This window comes from Siphonobacter sp. SORGH_AS_0500, assembly GCF_031453245.1.
Lineage (GTDB): Bacteria > Bacteroidota > Bacteroidia > Cytophagales > Spirosomataceae > Siphonobacter.
In genome coordinates this window covers 99,424-117,274 of the sequence record NZ_JAVIYT010000004.1, presented here as the reverse complement: position 1 = coordinate 117,274, position 17,851 = coordinate 99,424, and the positions used below count along the sequence as shown (strand labels likewise).

17 protein-coding genes are annotated in these 17,851 nt (G+C 43.1%); 12 read left to right on the top strand and 5 right to left on the bottom strand.

All coding sequences use genetic code 11. The annotated features are described in order from the left end of the window. On the top strand, positions 1-1,046 hold a 1,046-nt coding region (locus QE357_RS21090), incomplete at its 5' end, for a rubredoxin (protein ID WP_309712029.1). Here the strand turns inward: QE357_RS21090 and QE357_RS21085 are convergent. The 5 genes from QE357_RS21085 to QE357_RS21065 all read right to left on the bottom strand — a co-directional run bounded on the left by QE357_RS21085 (position 1,043) and on the right by QE357_RS21065 (position 6,403). After that, positions 1,043-1,948, bottom strand: coding sequence for a replication initiation protein (locus QE357_RS21085; protein WP_307143628.1), 906 nt, complete (start codon positions 1,946-1,948; stop codon positions 1,043-1,045). The two genes, QE357_RS21090 and QE357_RS21085, sit on opposite strands and share 4 nt — an antisense overlap. Before the next feature lie 1,133 nt (positions 1,949-3,081). Continuing rightward, entirely contained in the window at positions 3,082-4,044 is a 963-nt protein-coding gene (locus tag QE357_RS21080; protein WP_309712024.1) for a hypothetical protein, read from the bottom strand. A 10-nt stretch (positions 4,045-4,054) separates the two neighbouring features. Next, entirely contained in the window at positions 4,055-5,005 is a 951-nt protein-coding gene (locus QE357_RS21075) for a ParA family protein (RefSeq protein WP_309712021.1), read from the bottom strand. 279 nt (positions 5,006-5,284) lie between these two features. Then, the gene (locus QE357_RS21070; RefSeq protein WP_309712018.1) at positions 5,285-5,968 is read right to left on the bottom strand and encodes an SOS response-associated peptidase family protein; all 684 of its coding nucleotides are present in this window, start codon (positions 5,966-5,968) and stop codon (positions 5,285-5,287) included. Positions 5,969-6,055: 87 nt separating this feature from the next. Further along, a complete protein-coding gene (locus QE357_RS21065) occupies positions 6,056-6,403 on the bottom strand; it encodes a hypothetical protein (protein WP_309712016.1) in 348 nt (115 codons plus the stop codon). A gap of 399 nt (positions 6,404-6,802) precedes the next feature. On the opposite strand from QE357_RS21065, the gene QE357_RS21060 reads away from it, so the two are divergent. Genes QE357_RS21060 through QE357_RS21010 form a run of 11 tightly spaced genes read left to right on the top strand, consistent with a single transcriptional unit; the run spans position 6,803 to position 17,738 of the window. Then, entirely contained in the window at positions 6,803-8,167 is a 1,365-nt protein-coding gene (locus QE357_RS21060; protein WP_309712013.1) for a LamG-like jellyroll fold domain-containing protein, read from the top strand. A 6-nt stretch (positions 8,168-8,173) separates the two neighbouring features. After that, a complete protein-coding gene (locus QE357_RS21055; protein ID WP_309712010.1) occupies positions 8,174-8,935 on the top strand; it encodes a hypothetical protein in 762 nt (253 codons plus the stop codon). A gap of 4 nt (positions 8,936-8,939) precedes the next feature. Further along, positions 8,940-10,040, top strand: coding sequence for a caspase family protein (locus QE357_RS21050; RefSeq protein ID WP_307143621.1), 1,101 nt, complete (start codon positions 8,940-8,942; stop codon positions 10,038-10,040). Next, on the top strand, positions 10,037-11,146 hold the full coding sequence (locus QE357_RS21045) for a caspase family protein (RefSeq protein WP_309712005.1): 1,110 nt from the start codon (positions 10,037-10,039) through the stop codon (positions 11,144-11,146). Before QE357_RS21050 ends, QE357_RS21045 begins: the two co-directional genes overlap by 4 nt. A gap of 59 nt (positions 11,147-11,205) precedes the next feature. After that, the gene (locus QE357_RS21040; protein WP_309712002.1) at positions 11,206-11,829 is read left to right on the top strand and encodes a hypothetical protein; all 624 of its coding nucleotides are present in this window, start codon (positions 11,206-11,208) and stop codon (positions 11,827-11,829) included. Next, a complete protein-coding gene (locus QE357_RS21035) occupies positions 11,830-12,675 on the top strand; it encodes a hypothetical protein (protein WP_309711999.1) in 846 nt (281 codons plus the stop codon). It abuts the gene before it with no gap. Further along, positions 12,672-13,634 (top strand): hypothetical protein, encoded by a 963-nt coding sequence (locus tag QE357_RS21030; protein WP_309711996.1) that lies wholly within the window; start codon positions 12,672-12,674, stop codon positions 13,632-13,634. The genes QE357_RS21035 and QE357_RS21030 overlap by 4 nt, the downstream gene beginning before the upstream one ends. Then, positions 13,634-14,167, top strand: coding sequence for a hypothetical protein (locus QE357_RS21025; RefSeq protein ID WP_309711993.1), 534 nt, complete (start codon positions 13,634-13,636; stop codon positions 14,165-14,167). Before QE357_RS21030 ends, QE357_RS21025 begins: the two co-directional genes overlap by 1 nt. A gap of 12 nt (positions 14,168-14,179) precedes the next feature. Beyond that, the gene (locus QE357_RS21020; protein WP_309711990.1) at positions 14,180-15,610 is read left to right on the top strand and encodes a C1 family peptidase; all 1,431 of its coding nucleotides are present in this window, start codon (positions 14,180-14,182) and stop codon (positions 15,608-15,610) included. 3 nt (positions 15,611-15,613) lie between these two features. Continuing rightward, positions 15,614-17,101, top strand: coding sequence for a DUF4384 domain-containing protein (locus QE357_RS21015; protein WP_309711987.1), 1,488 nt, complete (start codon positions 15,614-15,616; stop codon positions 17,099-17,101). Between the two features lie 40 nt (positions 17,102-17,141). Further along, a complete protein-coding gene (locus QE357_RS21010; RefSeq protein WP_309711984.1) occupies positions 17,142-17,738 on the top strand; it encodes a hypothetical protein in 597 nt (198 codons plus the stop codon). Positions 17,739-17,851 lie beyond the last annotated feature (113 nt).

The following is a 17,851-nucleotide window of genomic DNA, read 5'->3' as shown; positions in this document are numbered from 1 at the left end:
ACGTCAATTTTATTGCTTCTCATGAGCCGCATTTCTGGCATGTGTATATCCGTTTACCGAAAAGTAATCAGTTAATCCGTTTTCCTCAGTTACTCTACAGCAGCGAGTTAGGACGTTTTGTTTATACTCTCGAAGAGTTACTGAATCAATCAACTACCCACTGGTTAGAGTCGCTTCAACAAACCCATTTCATTGCTCAGCCCTCTCTTCAGGAAGTCGAACTTCCCGACTTTTCGCTCCCTTATTACGAAGGGTTCAACCGCTACGGTACCCGAACCTGGCTGGGGCTTTACCGCCGTGAGGAATGGTTCAGCATTTCTTTTCTGGTAGAGGTTTGCGAGTTATGCCTGCGAACCAGAATTGGAGAAATTTGCAGCACTCCCTGGAAGTCGCTCATCATCAAAAACATTCAGGAAAAAGACCGAATGCATTGGTCCTACCTGCTCGGTAAACATAACATCAGCGTTCGTCATGCTTCGCATGAGCTGGCCTGGCAAACGGAAGATCATTCGGCAGAAGGGGCCAGTCTGAAACAATACGTCATTCAGCATTTTAACCGGGAAGATACCCGTACGTTTGGGTTATGTTTCGGTATCCAGACACAGCCTAAATCAGAGGTTTTCGGTTCGGTATTAATCCGGCAAAGGCCCTGGATTCAATGGGGATTTATTAGCCTTGGGAAACGCTATGATCTATACGTAGCAGAGCAGTATAATCCCAACAGTCGCATCTTTCGAAAAGTTGAAAAGGGCTTGCTTAAAATGCACGTTCCGCTCCAGGTGGAGCGAATTTGCCGGACGTTTAGTGCCCAGCGAATCCTGCGTACGACAGAAGCCTTGCCCCTGACAGAAGAAGAACTTTTTGCTTCGCCAACGACTGAAGTCTATGAATGCCCGCACTGTCTGACCCGCTACGATGAACGTTATGGCGATGAAACCCAGTCGATTGCAGCTCATACCACATTTCAGAAGTTACCGGAAAGTTATCGCTGCCCCACTTGCGAGGCTCCCAAGAGCGATTTGATACGAATGTTGCAGGAAGTTTAAACGCCAAAGGTTTTAGCAGTATAACTTCCAATATTCTTGATTTCATTATTAGCCGCCCTTACCTCAATGTCGTAAAGGGTCTTATTGATGCGTTCAATGCTGAAGGATTCCAGAATTTCTTCGGCCTGATCCTGCCGCAGCTTGAATCGGTTAATGAGTCGATCCATGATGGGCGTTACGTCCACTGCCGTTGATTTATTCGCATAGGAAACTTCAAAAACAACGTTCTCAACAGGCTTGCGTCCCCTCCCCTCTTTTTCCCCATAAACAGGTGTATACGTGAAGGTTAAGTCCGTATTGCCATTAATTTCCCGCATGGCAATCTCCAGCACTTCGCGGTTAAAGTGCGTCCATTTGGGATATTTATCTTTTCCTGTTTTCGGATCAATGATGGCCAGCATGGATTTCAGTTCTACGACACTACGGGTAAAGGTTTTGTTCTTCATGTTCTTGTACATGCAGAGTAGTTCATAAATCCGTTTGGCGTGAATGGATTGCAAAGCCATGGCCGCCTGAAGCTGGATTTTGGTGAACTTTTCCTTTAACTCGACGTAAAACGGGCGAATCTTCCGAGATAATTCAATTTCAATAATTCCGGTGCCCTTTTTGTAGGTGGCAGAAGCGGCAAAAGTCGTTTGCAGAAAATCGCCATTGGGCAGGTATCCTTCCACCAGACGCGTAACGATCTTGGCGGTAGCTTTTTTGTAGGCATCGTAATACAGTTCCTCACTCCCCATGATCGAAGCAATTTCCTTGATAGACACCTGATATACTTTGTTCAGCGGATCGTCCGGGCGTACCTGAGAAATGACCATGTACAAAATGTTCCGCTCGGTTTCGGACATTTCATAACGAGCTTCGGTAATGAAGTTGTCCTGGTATAGTTCGATCTGCTTTTTCATATCCATAGGTTGCTGACACTTAGCCAAATATAGAAAAGAATTGCAATTAGTTGTACATTAAAATTCGAAACACAACTTTTTACCGATCAAAACACAACTTTTAAACCCTATTTCACCGATCAAAACACAACTTTTTAGCCTCATCTGACCGATCAAAACACAACTTTTTACCGATCAAAACACAACTTTTAAAAGTTATCCACAGGGTAAATCACTGATTGATAGCTTATTAATTTTTATTTTTTCCCTTTCAAGAGTATAACAAGAGTATTTGAAATACCCAAACTCTTGATTACTTGCCTAGAAGACGAGGGCTTGCATTAAATTTCCCCCGCTCTTTTTATAGAAAGGGTAAAAGGGTAAAAAGGAATAAATGAAAAATCAAAAAACAAAGCGGGGAGATAAAGGTAAAAAAAGAATAGGCCGTGAACTAAATAATTAGTTTTAAATGCCTTTCTTCACACGATTCGTTTCTAAGCTTTATCTAGACTTTCAAAAACGATGGATAAGTATAATCCCCAGATTTACTAATAAAGTCGCTCAGAAGGGCTCAAAATGCGAAAAACCAGGCTCTTCTCATTATTTCGTCCACTCTTCCACTCGCCAAAGCTTCCATTTCATCCGTTTTCACCAATCAAAACACAACTTATTCTCTTCAATTAATGATGTTTGATACGGTTTACCTTCATTTATTAGCTAAAACAAAGAGGAGTACATATTGTCCTCCACCAATTAAAACACAACTTATTCTATGAAATCAAGGGGCTTATTGGTTGTTCAAAAAGTACAACCTTTCAATTGACCGATCAAAACACAACTTATTTAAGCGACTCAACTAAACAGTAGAGACCAATAGCTACATCTATTCTATTGGTAATCAAACACATACTAGTTTCACCGATCAAAACACAACTTATTCATAATTGCAATGAAATCGCCCGTGGCATATTTCTACTGGTATATTTTACCCACTACTAATTTCACCGATCAAAACACAACTTATTAACTAACCATAGCTTATTGAGCTGAATTAAGTAATTGATAATGAGAAACATAAGATGATAGCCATAATAAAAAGGAGTAACACTGATCAAAACAGCATTACCCCTTTATTCACTAATTACTCCCGGATTTTACTTCAACGTCTTAAGTTGGCGAGCCAATTTGATAATAGCATTCAGCAACTCATCTGAAGCAACTTCCACTTTCATTAACTGACTCAATTTTTTCCGCAACTGATTCTTCACTTCTTCTGCTGATGCGGTTTCCTGATCCTCTGAATGAATCGTAGCCGGCTTTCTCAACACCTGCTGAACAGCATCCATGGAAGGCAAATCTTCTATCGGTAAGGCTGCCAATTGCTGCATATCACCTTTACTAACTTTTACCTTTCCGCTCAGCACTTCCTTCTTTAATTCAGGACTCAGTTTATCTACACCCTTCGAAAATTCAGCGTCACGTTTAATGGTCTTTTCACTAACATTGAAACGCTCGGCTAGCCGTTCTGAAGTATTCATTTTTTCATAAGGGACATTTTGACCTTTATGCTCTTCAGATTCATAAGGGTCAAAATGTCCCTTATGGTTTTCATCCGACAAATTTTCATAAAGGTCATTTTGTCCTTTATGACTACTTCGTTCGTATTTACCCTTCTCCAGCCGTTCGGTTCTGTATCGTAACCCGCGTAAATACGAGGCTTGTTCCGGCGTTAGGTTTCGTCTACCTAACTGATTTTCAATCATGAAAGCGAAAACTGCTTCTTTGGTTGAAAACTGAACCAGATGAATTTTATAGTCAATGCGATTGGCGGTACAAATGGAATAGCGATTGTGTCCGTCAATCAAAATGTAAGCGGCTTCTGCACCGTCGGTGCCTTTGGCTATAGCCTCTGTTGTTTCCCAAACCAGAAGAGCTTCCCTGCATCCTTCTTTCCTTATATTAGCCTCCAACTGAGCAAACTCTTCCGGCTGAAGGGGTGGGATGAAGGCTTCTAGTTCGGGCAGAATCTGAATGCGATTTTTAATTTCTTCGTGCCGCAACAGACTCTGATCCTTGATAATTTTCTTATCGTTTAAACCAATCTGGTATTTTTTCATAGGTCAAGGCTTAAGTTCTGGATTGGATAAATTCAGTAGCAAGATTTTTATAATCCACGGCTCCATTGGAGTCTTTCTGATAGGTAAATATGTCCAACTGAGCTACCTGTGATTCTTTCAAAGCAACATTGGTTCGAATCTCCGTTTTGAAAATGCGGAAATTACTCAAGGCTTCGTGAATATTCTGAATCATGTCCCGATGCACATTCAGGCGTTTATCGACCATAGTCAATAAAATGCCCTCCACTTTCAGCTCGTAATTGATCCGATCACGAACCTGAGCGATTCGATCAAACAAATGATTAACCCCTTTCATGGAAGAAGCCTCCGGTTGAAGAGTAACCAGACAACTGTGCGAGGCTACTAAAGAGGAGTTTGTGAAAATGTTCAGAGCTGGAGGACAGTCAATCAGGATATAATCGTAGTTACCACGAATGGGAGCCAGTGCATTTTTAAGCTGATTAACGCCACCAACGGCCTGCACCAATTCCAGATCGGCGTAGGCCAGTTCTAAATCGCTCGGAGCTAAATCCAGATTTTCCCCTACGTTCACAATGGGTAGCGGTTCATTTTTCAGTAAGGCATGAACTACCTGTTTGTCCAGTTCATCCAAGCCGAGCGACTGGGTCAGATTTCCCTGGGAATCCATGTCTACCAGCAAAATTCGATATCCCGCCAGAGCCAGAGCTTTCCCGAGATTAAGAGTCGTCGTGGTTTTCCCAACCCCTCCTTTGTGATTCACTACCGAGATGATACGGGCTTTTCGATCAGACAGTTCCGCGTAGCCGTACTCCAGTAGAACAGGATACAATGCCGCTAAGTGTTTATCATTAAGCGTACGATCTCCAGAGATGGCCTTAGCCAGGGTACCGGAAGGAAGGCCCGCCTGTTTTTCTATAGCAGAAACCGAAAGGGCTGGTTTTCGGCGAAAGAATGAAAGAGCTTCTTCGTGCGTCAGCATAAGTCAAAGTGTATTGGAATAATATTAGGACAAATAAATATTATTTGTCCTAATATATGGACTTTCTAATCTTATAAAATGTAAACTTTTTTTGAACGGCTTAGAAAAGTATTAACCATTAAAGCACTGAGTTACTTTTCTGTATAAGCATAGGTTCACCAATCAAAACACAACTTATTAACCTATATTCGATAAGTTGTGTTTTGATAAATAGCTTATTATCAGTTATGTATGAGTGAGCGATTTTAAAAATAGTTTTAACCGATCAAAACACAACTTTTAAAATGGAGAAGGCTCAAACAAGGATAATTGATCTGTGTGGGTAAGGCGGAGGGCTTTCATCTGCTTTTCATCGAATGGCTGTAAAAGCGAAGTAATAGCCGGATCATCAGAAGACCGATCAGATAACCAGAGTGATTCGTGTTCAGGATCAATAATGACAGGCATCAAGCCCGTAACATTATTAATGAATTTAAGTAGTGAATTTCCGGGTGTAGTGATTAAGGTAAAAGTCGGGATAACCTGATCTTCCTGTTGCCAGGTTTCATAGATACCAGCCAAAGCAAAAAGCTGATTGTAACGTAACGATAGCTGATAAAGTACCTGGTTTTTTCCTTCTTTTCGATGCACAAAAAAACGATCCGCCAAGACTAGTGCCCGCTGTCCATTCTGAAATGGTTCGCGTGCGTAGGCTTTTAACGCAAGATCATGGCTAGGCACATGCAACCGACGTAGGGGAGTAGACTCTACTTGTTCAGGCTTAGTAGTTGTACTTAACAGGCCCCACCTAAACTGTTGAAGTGCAGTGGGGCTCTGACTAGTAATAATGGGCCAGTAGGGTAACGTTTCAGCATCTGCCTGTGTGACAGGCAAGTACTTTCTTGTCTGAGAAGTTACTTTTTCAACATTAAACCGTTGCTGAATATCCTTAAGTTTTTTGCCAATGCCGAGCCCGATGTACATGGAAATAGATGCTGCCTGGTACCTGAAATAAATCGCGAGGGTATTCGCAAAGGTATGGGATTAAAAAGCTCATGCCCAGTTCACCGCTTATTGAGATTGAAAATAATGGGTAAGGGTGGACTGAAAAGATTCAGGAATCAGGTCTGGTCGTTGCGTTTGCAGTGTTTCTGTGTGGAACGTATCCAGATCCGTATATAAAGCTTGTTCCGTATTAAAATGGAGCAAGCCTTCTTCAAATACTCGCTCTTCAGAATCACTGGAAACCTGCATGGAAACGAAGTTCAGACGGCTTATCTCGTCCCTTCCATGTTCCCACTTCAACCATAAATAAACTTGACTCTTGTCTGTAGCATTGGCTAAATCTGTCCTTTTAACTTCGATAATGCTGATGGCTTGGTTAGTGAAGTAATAAAGTATATCAAAAGCTTCATTCATAGCGAGTAAATTAAATTACATAAATTTAGTCAAAATTAGAAAAATATAATCATTTAAAAACGACTTTTAGACCGTAAGTATTAATAATCATAGATAGCGTATTTTCCCGTAATTATAATCTCTTATTAAGTTGAAATCTATTGATAATATACGTAAACAAATGATTTGCTGTTAATGATTTGATTTACAAGTGTTTATTACTGTTGATAGTAATTTTTTTTCAGGATTAAATTACATTTAATATTTGTATCTGTAAACGTTTACTTATGAAACGATCCGGTTATTGGATGTCTTCTTGGGCAAAAATTAACGTTAGGTGATTGTTATTTTCCTTATTAAATTTACATAAGTTATTTAAGTATAATCACGGATAGTTTCCCCCGCCTGAATCAGTAATTTATGAACCTACCTTTACTCCAAAGTAGGGTTTCTTTGTGGAATCTTACGTTTCTTTTTTTCTCCTGCCTTAGCGTTTTAAGCTGCCGCCCTGACGACTATCCTAAGCGTCAGTTTACTTCTTGTGAAACATTAGCCACTGAAATCGGATATTCGACTAATAAATTGACTGTATCGGTTAATTTAAATTCCTTAACTGGAACATTAGCTTCTATCGAATGGGATTTTGGCGATGGCACGGCCAAGCAGACCAGTTTAAATTCAACGCAAACGCATACCTATTCCAAAGCTGGAACTTACACCATCACAGTAACCCTGACGGACAAATGCACAAAGACTTTAGTAAAGACAGCAACCGTTACGGTAACGGATAAGGAAAGGCCTGTGTTTACGACGGTAATAGCTAGTAATGTAACCTCTAGTAGTGCTATCACAGGCGTTAAGTTTACAAATTCTGGTAATCCATCAGTTGTTCAGTTTGGGATTTGTTATTCATACACCAATAGTACTCCTACTACTGATAATGCTACAGTTAAGATATTCTCTAGTAATTCTTCATTAAATGCTGATATAACGCAGCAATTAGACAATCTTCAGCCTAATGTTACCTATTACTACAGGGCATTTGCTGTCACTACAGAAGGGACTTACTATGCAGAAGGTGAAGTGTTAATCTTTAAGACAAAACCCGACCTCACATCAGGTTTAGTAGCTTATATTCCATTCAACGGCAATGGTTTTGATGCAACCTCTAATAAGAATAATGCAGTTCTGACGGATGCTGTAGGTAGATCCATTTACGATAGTGGTCATGATGGTACCGCAGGAGGAAGCTTTCGATTTAATGGATCTACCTATCTTAAAATTGAGGATAGCCCAAGTTTGCGTTTAAGGACTCTATCCGTGAGCTTCTGGTTCAAGCCAGAAACGCTTCCGTCTGCTACTAATCAGTATCAACACTTTTTATATAAGGCAAATTACGATCAGGATTATTACCAGGAGTATAGCACGTCAATGGATTGGAACAGCAGCACTGGAGTCCGGTTTAAAGCTGATGTAAAGCAAAATAGTAATTGTCAGGCAGGTAACTGGCAATCACTTGTGCAACCTTATACGATCAAATTAGATTGGCAGCATGTGGTGGTGCTTTACATGAGTAATAAGATTGTAGCTTACATTAATGGTCAAAAGATAGGAGAATATGCCTTATCTGCTAATACAGGTATTGATAGCTGCATTGGCGGGGATTTGATTATTGGAGCTCAATCTAACAGATCTAGCAATTTCTTTAGAGGCTTAATGGATGAGATTCGTATTTATAATACAATTCTTACCGAGGATCAAATCAATGCACTTTCTCAACGATAATCCCCCATGTTACATTTTCTATACAAGTGCCTACTCAGTAGCTTGATTTTTCTGGCTTTTGTTGGTTCAAGTCAGGCCCAGACGGTGGTTTCCAATATTCGAACGGATTATAACACCGATCGAATGAAGATTACTTATGATCTGGAAAAAGCAAATCCCCAAGATTCGATTTACGTTCAGGTGGAAAGCAGAAGTAAAGGTTATTTGCCCGTCAAAACAGTAACCGGGGAAGTGGGGAAAGGCATTACGTCGGGTACGAACAAGGTCATCTACTGGGATTATGCTTTGGATGGTATCAAGATCGACGACGAGCAAATTCGGGTTCATATCCGGGTTTTTAACTCCGTAATCAAGCCTAACACAGGAGCGGGACCGGTTAGTGCTCTAGCTTCGGTGGTCTTACCCGGTGTAGGTAATATGCTGGTAAACCGTAAAATCGGCCTTCGGCCCTTAATCTCCATTTCCTACATTGGTTTGCTTGCCTATGGTTTCATGGAACGCAAGAAAGCAAACGAGCAGTATGCCATTTATAATAGCTCGCAGTACGATTACCTGCCAGCGGAAGCAGAACCGTTTTATCAGCAGGCCAATAAACACCGGCAGAATTTTTATTACGCTTTGCAGGGAGCCGGTTTAATCATGGCCGCTGATGTCATTTACAGTGTCATCAAAGGCAGTAAAAACGCCCGAATCAAACGTTCCCAACCTCGCATTTCCCTCCATTATATCGGTAATACTCCTGCTTTAGCCTACCAACTGAACTTCTAAGCGTATGAAAAAAGCTTTATTTTTTAGTGTGCTCCTGGCAGCTTTGCCCTTCTTCGGTTATTCTCAAACGACCAAAAATTTCTCAACGGGTTGGGAAAAACCCGATATTAAACTAGTAAAACCATCCATCGTCTGGCAGAGTCCATCCGCTCCTGAGTTAACGGTTAATCAGCCCGTTTTTAAAGCTAAGGTTTGCGTACAGTCTTCCGCAGAGTTGACGAATTACCATTTCGTTTTGAATGGGAAGACCATTGGGGGAGTGGAGCGGGGCTTTCGCAAGTCAACTACTTGCGGACAGGAAATTACGCATGAGCTGACCCTCGTGGAAGGCAATAACGAACTACATTTTGTCGCCGTAAATAAGGGGGGGACCACCACGAGCGAATCGCATTACATTACCTATAAAATCGGAGCTACGATCATTCCCCGGTCGGCTTTGATTCTGGCGAATAGTGCGTATCCGGTGCCTTTGAAAAACCCGCTAAATGACGGACGGGCTTTGGAAAGCCATTTGAAAAAACTGGGCTACGAAGTAACCATTCTGGAGAATAAGAACCTGAGAGAGCTCAAAAGTGGCATTGATGCCTACACCGAAAAATTATCCGACAAAACCATTAGTCTTTTCTTCTACGCCGGACACGGTTTGATGGTCAAACGCGAGAACTACATCGTTCCGACCAATGTTCACATCGGCAGCGAGTCAGACGTAGAATATGAGTGTTTTGCTTTATCCCGGCTGGTGGATCGAATGAAGGAGAAAAATCCCAATGGCTCTAATCTGGTGCTTTGGGATGCCTGTCGCAACAATCCCTATCGTTCCTGGACGCGTGGGGTAGAAGGAGCGGTGCATACCAATATCAATCCACCGGTGGGAACCATGATTATCTACGCCACCGAACCCGGTAAAACGGCGATTGATAATGCCGAAGGATCGAACGGGCTGTTCACGGGCGAACTCGTGCGTCACATTCAAACGCCAGACATTGATATTTACGAATTAATGCGTCGCATTGATAAAGGCCTCGCGGATCGGAATACGCCGCAAACGCCTTATCCTGAGGGGACTTTTCGTACACAATTCATGTTCAATCCTTCGCTGAAATGATCCGTTCGAAACGCCTATTTCTACTTCTTTTTTGGTGTATAGCTCAAACGATTCAGGCACAAACCCTGCACGCCGTCTTTGTAGCCGATACAAAAGATGAGTCCCTTGCAACGGCCTGCGAGCGGGATCTGGAAGTCATGCACCGGCAGTTGGCTCAGGCTGCTTCAGCGATGTCGTATCGGTTGAATGACCAAACCATTTCAAGGGATTTATTTACGACCCAACAGCTAGCCCAGGTGTTGGATAAGCTTCAGGTAGAGTCGCAGGACGTAGTATTCTTTTATTACACAGGTCATGGGTATAACCTGAGCGGGCGGCAAGATGTCTTCCCCATTTTGCACATCCAGAAGGACGAAAATCAACTCAAAGACAATCCGGCTCTGCGGGATATTCATGCCATTCTGAAGAAGAAAAATGCTCGTTTGTGCATCACGCTGGGCGATTGCTGTAATCAGATTTCTCATAATACGCGGGGAATGATTGGACGTAAACCCGCCATCGGGGAGTTAACCCTGACGAATGATTCTCTGAATGCAGCTTACCGAAAATTATTTCTGGAAACGTCTGGCGATGTCCTGATTACCAGCAGTAAGCCGCCCCAAAACTCTTTTGCACATCCCGACTCGGGCAGTTATTATACCCGGGTATTTGACGAAGCTCTGGAGCTGGCCAGCCGCTATAACCGGGACATTACCTGGGAAACCTTACTCAAGGATACGCAACACCGATTGGAGCAACATTCGGCTACGAAAGACAAAGTTTCCCTTTATGAAATTAAGCTTAAGGGGCAGGAGCCAGTGGTAGTGAGAGAGCTGGACTTCGAACGTATGAATCGTTACCTGAATGCTCTTTCGGATCAGAATCTTTCGGAGTCAGAACGTCAGGTCCTGTTGGGTAAGCTTCACGAATTTTTTGTAAAGAAAGCACGAATTGACATTTACGTTAATACTACGCTTGGCGAAGTGCAGCCCATCGAGCAGGTAGTGAAACGCCTGTATCTCAACGCTGGAAAAATTCAGCGAATTAATATTATCGAACGTTTATCGACCGTTGCTGCCGACGGAAAACATTACGAAAGGGCCGCCATTCAGGAAATTTGGGAATAAAATGATAACCATTGGCTGGTTTAGGTATAGGTAATTGAAAATGAGTTACCCCACACTTTATGAAAACGTACATTTTACTTGTTTTTAGTTTGTTAGGCATCGCGATGTTCAGCCATGCTCAGCCTACGCAGGTTGATAAAAATCTGGTGGTGGAAGATGACCTATTAACCGAAGAAAAACTCCGCGATTTTCAAACCCTTACCCAGCAAAAAGTAACCGAATTTCAACGCTACCTTGCTATTATCTCTGACCCTACGCAGTCGGATGAGGTGCGGGAACTGGCCATTGAAAATGCGGAGAAGCTATTTCTTCCCGGAGCAGCCATGCAAGTAGGAACGGTGAAGAAACAGACCTTAATTCAGGAATATCCGCTGTCGATTTACTTACGTCGGCTGAAAAATCTGGAGAAAAAATATTTCGACGTTTCCATTACCTTTTACGATTTGGCAATGGTGGGCGACTGGGAAAAAACGCAGACGGGTTATGTAACTACTGCTACGTATTTTCAGCACTTTAAAGGAAAAGGCAAGGATGGAAAAATTGCTTATGAAGACAAAACCATCAAGCATCTGGACGTAGATCTGAGAAATCGGCGGGACCCTTTTTATGAAGAACACCGCTGGACCGTTTTGCTCGGTAATATTCGGGTAGCAGAGGTGCAGCCTAAAAAGTCAGCCCTGTAGATGTGGAAATACGTACGCTTTGGACTGTTACTTTTTTCCATTACCACCCAGGCTCAGGAAACGGATTCACTGTTTCTTCAGGAATCCACGCAAGCCGGAGGGGCACGGGTAAGGTTTCAGCGATTGCCCGCCGAAGGTTACATGAAAACCCGTTTACATCTGGTAAGCGATTTTCTGAAAAAACTGAATGATACGACGGCTTCCGAAGAATATCCCGTAGCCGAGATTGCCCGGTCGGCTCGACTAAGAGAGCTGATTAATACTGAAAATACCCACCTATCAGGAGATGATTTACAGCGTTTTATAGATCAGATTGGGGCAGAAAAAATAGCGAATCCGCAGGAACATTTATACGCAGAAGTGCTGCTTGAAACCCTGAACAAGGGCGAGAACCGAACACTAAAAGTCTATTTAAAAAAGCAAAAAATCAGTAATAACTGGTCCTGGCAACTGATCGGAACCGAAGCTTTCCCGCCGCTCGATAGTAGCTATAGTCTGGAAGAGAAAGCAGATTCAAGTCAGTTTATTCCTCCCAATGCTCAGGAACTGAACTTCATGGCTTTACCAGGATTATTCCGAAAAGAGATCAGTCCGTTTTGGGCGGCATCGGCTCGCACTAACCCGGATCTACTAGCGATGAATCAACAGATTAGGGAAGGAAAATTGCAGATCATTCATTCCCTCGAAACAAAACTCTGGCTGGATACGCAGTTAGGATGGTATCTGGAATTGCGTCAGTTGAACCGGGAAAGTGAAAATTCTGGCTGGCTTATTCATGACTTAATCAATGATGTAAAGACCTTACCTCAGGCTTTGCTCGTCTTCCTTCAACAAAGTAATAAATGAAAAGCACCTTAACACTCTTGATCCTGAGCATGTTGACAATGCCTTTGGTGTGGGCTCAGTCATCGGAGCGTCAGGTAAAAGCCTTTTTGCTGGAATACCAGCAACAGGTTAATCGATTGAGTCAGTGCAAACAGGAGAGCGAAGTAATGAATGCGAAGCGGTTCTTTGCGAATGACACGCTTCGCATTCCGGCTATGTTATTACCCACGGCTTTGTATCGGGTCTCGCGTTCACAAATAAGCGTTCACGATTGGATGCAGGCGTTACCTTCTTTTTTCTGGGAGGGGTTTACCTATAAGCTTGATACGGCCCATTGCCATTTCGAAGAACTAACGCAAGACAAAAACCAGATTTGGGCGAAGGTGACGGTTCCGGTTGTTCTGCACGGCTTGTCCCTCAAAACGCACCAAAGGCATTATTACCAGGAAGAACAGGAAATTCTACTCTCCGCAGAGCGGCAGGGGACCCCTCGCTGGCAAATTGAAAAAATGACAGGTACGGGTCGTGGGATGAAAGAGACGCCCTTAAATGCCCAGCAATTACTGGACCTTAATCAATTTCTTCAAAGTAGTCTGATACAGTTAATGTACGAGAAAACGCCAGCAACCGTTCGAGAGCAACTATTGGAAAAACTTCAGAGTTACGTTACTTTGGATGCTAAGGTGTTTGCCTGTAAAAAAACAAGTGGCTCCAGCTTATCTCTGCGGGAAATTTCCCAACTCAATCTAACCGCCGAACAAGCCGCTGCCTGTCGTGTGGAAGGCTTTGACCTGGTGTATCAGGGCAACTTTTTTCAAGATCGAAGTGGAAACTGGCAAGCCGATATGATAACCTTAAAAGGTATTTCGGTATGGATGGATGGAAAGGTTAACTATCAGGACAGGCAAATGAATACACTTCCTGCGGAGCCACCTTTCCAGGAAAAAATTCAATTAACGCATTTAGCTTTCCTCTTGTGATGCTTGTTCGTACGCTACTCATCTGGTTATTTTGCCTTAGTCCTTTTTGCTCAACAAGTCAGCAAAAAGAAGTCATTCATTCGCCCATCGATGTAAAAGTTGATTCCGTAATGAGCCTGGTAAATAATCCGACAGTGGCGAAAGGCACGACCTCCCAGCAGTGGCAGAAAAAGTGCGAACAGTGGTTTGCTCCTTCGGGCTATGTCGTATTAATTAGGGCGAATAAAACGGAAAAATGGATTCCGGCTGCCACCTTTTTGGGTAGTCGCCCGGCAGGGACCAGGTACGAGATGCAGTCGGTGAAAGTGATTCATTTTCAAAATATTAAGAAAATAAAAGAAGGCGAGTACAGCAGTCAGGCATCGATTTATTTTGATGTTCAAAACTTTGAAAATCATTTACCCGTCACGAAGAGTATTTCGAAAGTAACCATTCCCTTAACTCAAATTCCTGCCGCCACGGACTACTGGCAGATTTACGAACTCCGACTCGTTGAAGTCCCTAGTCGCCTGTCGGCCAAGCCCCATCCTTAATTAATGTTTTTTATGCAAAAAAGCTGTATTCTACTACTGATTTTTATCCTGAGTATCCCTTCCTTAATGGCTCAAAAAACCTACCAACGCGGGCTGGTTTTTAATGATGAAGCTTACGAAAGAATGCCAATGAAGGCGGTATTAACGAAAGGAAGCTATGATAATCTGGCAAAAAGTATTTCTTACGAAGCTTATTGCCCGCCTATTATGGATCAGGGGGAATATGGCACTTGCGTTGGCTTTGCGACTACCTATTACATGCGGACGATACTTGAGAAAATTCGACTGAAACAGGAGTCTAATCATGCACTGGCCTTTTCGCCCAGTTATACTTACGAAAAGATCAAAATGACTTCAGACATTACTTGCCAGGAGGGTGGGTCAATAATAGATGCCTTGTATACGCTTCAACACCTGGGAGCTCCGTATTACCAAGTCTTCCCGTACCCCAATTGCCGTGACGCTGATAGAACGATAGACGCTCAGGCTGCTCCGCATAAAATTGGGGATGCCATCCGTCTGTTTGGCCCGCTGGCCCCGGTAGATTTTAAAATCAAAAGTCTGAAGAAAGCTTTGAATGAAGGGTACCCCGTGGTAATTGGTATGCGAACACCCATATCCTTTTTTGCGATTCAGCACGTGTGGGAACCCGCTCCCGGTGACGAAAAAACGCCGGAAAATGAAAGCGGCCATGCCATGTGTGTGATTGGTTACGATGATGCGAAATTTGGCGGAGCTTTTCGAATTGCCAATAGCTGGGGAGACCAGTGGGCAGAAAATGGATATTGCTGGGTTCGTTACAAAGATTTGGCCGCTTATACCCGAAATGCTTACCAGGCTTTTCCTGACTTCAAGACTCCTCTACCCAATGTAACCTCTACTAGTTTAAAGGGAAAACTGGATCTTCAACTGCGGGAAGGCAGTCTGATGCGGTCTAAACAGACGCTCCAAAAAGGACTGGTGGTGATGGATGATAAACCAGCCGAACTTACCGTGTATCAACTCGCCAGTAGTTACCCCGCCGGAACGGCTTTTAAGGCTTTGTTAACGACCAGTGAAGCGGCTTATGTGTACATGATCGGAACAGATAAAAGTGCCAAAATGAATGCCTTATTTCCTTATGCTCCTGATATTAGCCCTCTGTTAGGTCCAGATAATACGGTAGCTTACCCGTCAGGCACGAAGTCAATCACTCTCGATGGTACCAAAGGAACGGATTATCTGATTGTACTTTTCTCGAAAAAACCGCTGGATTTCAAGAAAGTATTAAAGCAAATGCAGCAAAGCACCGGGAATTTGTCCCATCGATTATCGATTGCTTTGAAGGGAGAATTAATCGCACCTTCGCAGGTTTCATATGCCGAAAACCAGCCGAGCTTTGAAGTAACCGGAAAGACAAATGGTTCGGTTGTTCCTCTGATTGTGGCTATTGACCATAAGTAAGTTATGCGAACGATTTCCCTTTACCTGGTTTTCTTTTGGCTCTTTCTGAATTCGGGAAGAGCCCAATCCTTTTCACCGGAAGAAGAAAAAAGCATCATCGAAAATGCCCGGAAGCTACTAAATACGGAATACCTGCAAAATCTGGAAATTCTAACGCATTATGAAGTAAATCAGCCTTTTGATGCACTTCGACCGCAATTGCAGGGTTTCATAAAATCAGCCTTTCGGGACGCGGACGTTCAGATTTTTAACGAATTTCGGGAGCCGTTGGGAAAGCTCACCACGGTTGAAGAATACATCAAGGATTACCACATTTTTGCCAAACGAAAACCCATTGTAAATACCCTCGACTGGTCGAAAGCCCGGTTTCAATTGAAGCAAACATCAGACAAAAAACCTTTTCTGAATGTCTACATCTTGAAGAAAATGCAGGGTAGTACGGGAAAAATTCTAAATCAGGAACATCTGGTAGAATGCCGGGTTCAGTTTGATTACAACGAGAAACTGAAGTCGTTTTATGGCTTTAAAATTGCCGGGATTACAAAGGTTCAAGACTACCCTAAAGAGTCGGCAACGGATGTTCAGACAGTGGTAGCAGCGAAGAAAAACGATCTTTTCGCCGTACTGGATACGCTGACGGCCCAGTTAAAAGCGAATAGTTCAACTTCACCCGAGGAATTAGTTTTAGAGCGTTTTACGTATAAAAAATGCGGGATCAACGATGCTCTTTCCGATCAGGTTTTTGCGGCTCTGAATTCCTGTATACAGAGGCGAATGAACGTTTCGGTGCAGTCGGTAGCGGGCGATAAAAACGTTTTTCCTATCATTCGGGGATGGTATGAAGATGCCGAAAATCAGTTGGTAATGCACATGGAATTGGTGGATTCCAGAACGGGTAAAGTCTTTCAGCAATTGAGCAATGCCGAGTTACCGTTGCGATGGCTGGAAGAACAGCAGATTCCGCTTAAGCCGCAGAATTATCAAAATGTAAAGGTCGTACAGGATACCATCCGACAGATTACATCGGTTACTCCACAGTCGGCGTTAAAGCTGGAAATTCGGACCGATCGCGGACGAACGGGGGTAGAATACTGGGCGGGTCAGTCCATGATTCTGGAAGCGAAAGCCAATCGCCCCTGCCATGTTCGATTGCTCTATCGTCTTGCTGATGGCACGAAAACCTTGCTAGAAAATGATTTTGTCATTAAACCCGGGCAGGAAAACCAGCTTGTTCGCATTGCTCCCGAAGCTTCTTTTATCTGTTCAGCTCCTTATGGTACGGAGTACTTGCTGGCGTATGCCTCTGAAGAGCCTTTTTGTGCTTTACCAACCGTGCCGAACCGCGAGGGCTACTTCAGGCAGGAAGGGGATTATCAAATTTTTGTCGGTTCCTTATCGGCCTTTAATACCTTGATGAAATGTGCGAAAAATAGCGTTATCGCCGAGGATCACTTGCAGATTACCACGCGGGAAGGAAAAACAGATAAATAGTTTAATTGATAATGATTCGGATTAACTCAGACGCTAGGCTATGAAACGTTACGGCAAGTGTACCAATTTTGATAACCATTGCCCAAAGGCTAAGTCGAAGGAATTATTTATGCTGGAGGAAACGCAGGCGTTTGTTTGTCCGGCTTGTCAGAAACCCTTATTTGAAGTTCCGGCGGCGAAAACGCAGGCTTCCCTCTGGCCTAAAGTAGCCATGGTCCTGGCAGGAATTTTAGTTTTGGTGGGAGTGATTATTGGCGGATTCATGTGGCCTGTTTCGAGTGAAACTAAGCAGGTTAACATAGAGGAGTCAAAACCAGGGGTTACATCAGATTCAACAGAAAAAGCAGATGCTATAACCGATACGGAAGTAACCATACGTACAGATACCATTGAAAGACCTACACCTCCCCAATTTCCGGCCAAGGGTACTAAAATCAAAGGTTCCGAACATTGTCTGGATTGTGAATCTCTGTATTTTGTTGCGGATGGAAAAGGAGGAAAAATCATGCAAACGGAAGGCTATACTACCAATTGTTGCAAGTGTGGTTCGCGGGTAGCTTTTCAGGATGGGTATTACTATGATATCGTCTGCGAGGATGATCGTATTAAAGCGGTAATGGCGGGGAAAGTTAACTAATAGCGTCGCAGACGCTGTTTTAGTGGCTAGTAATCTCTTACTTGACCAAAATAGACCTCATAGCCTAGGTTATTGCTGCCAGCGAAAAGCTGGCAGCGGGTTTGGTGGTTAAT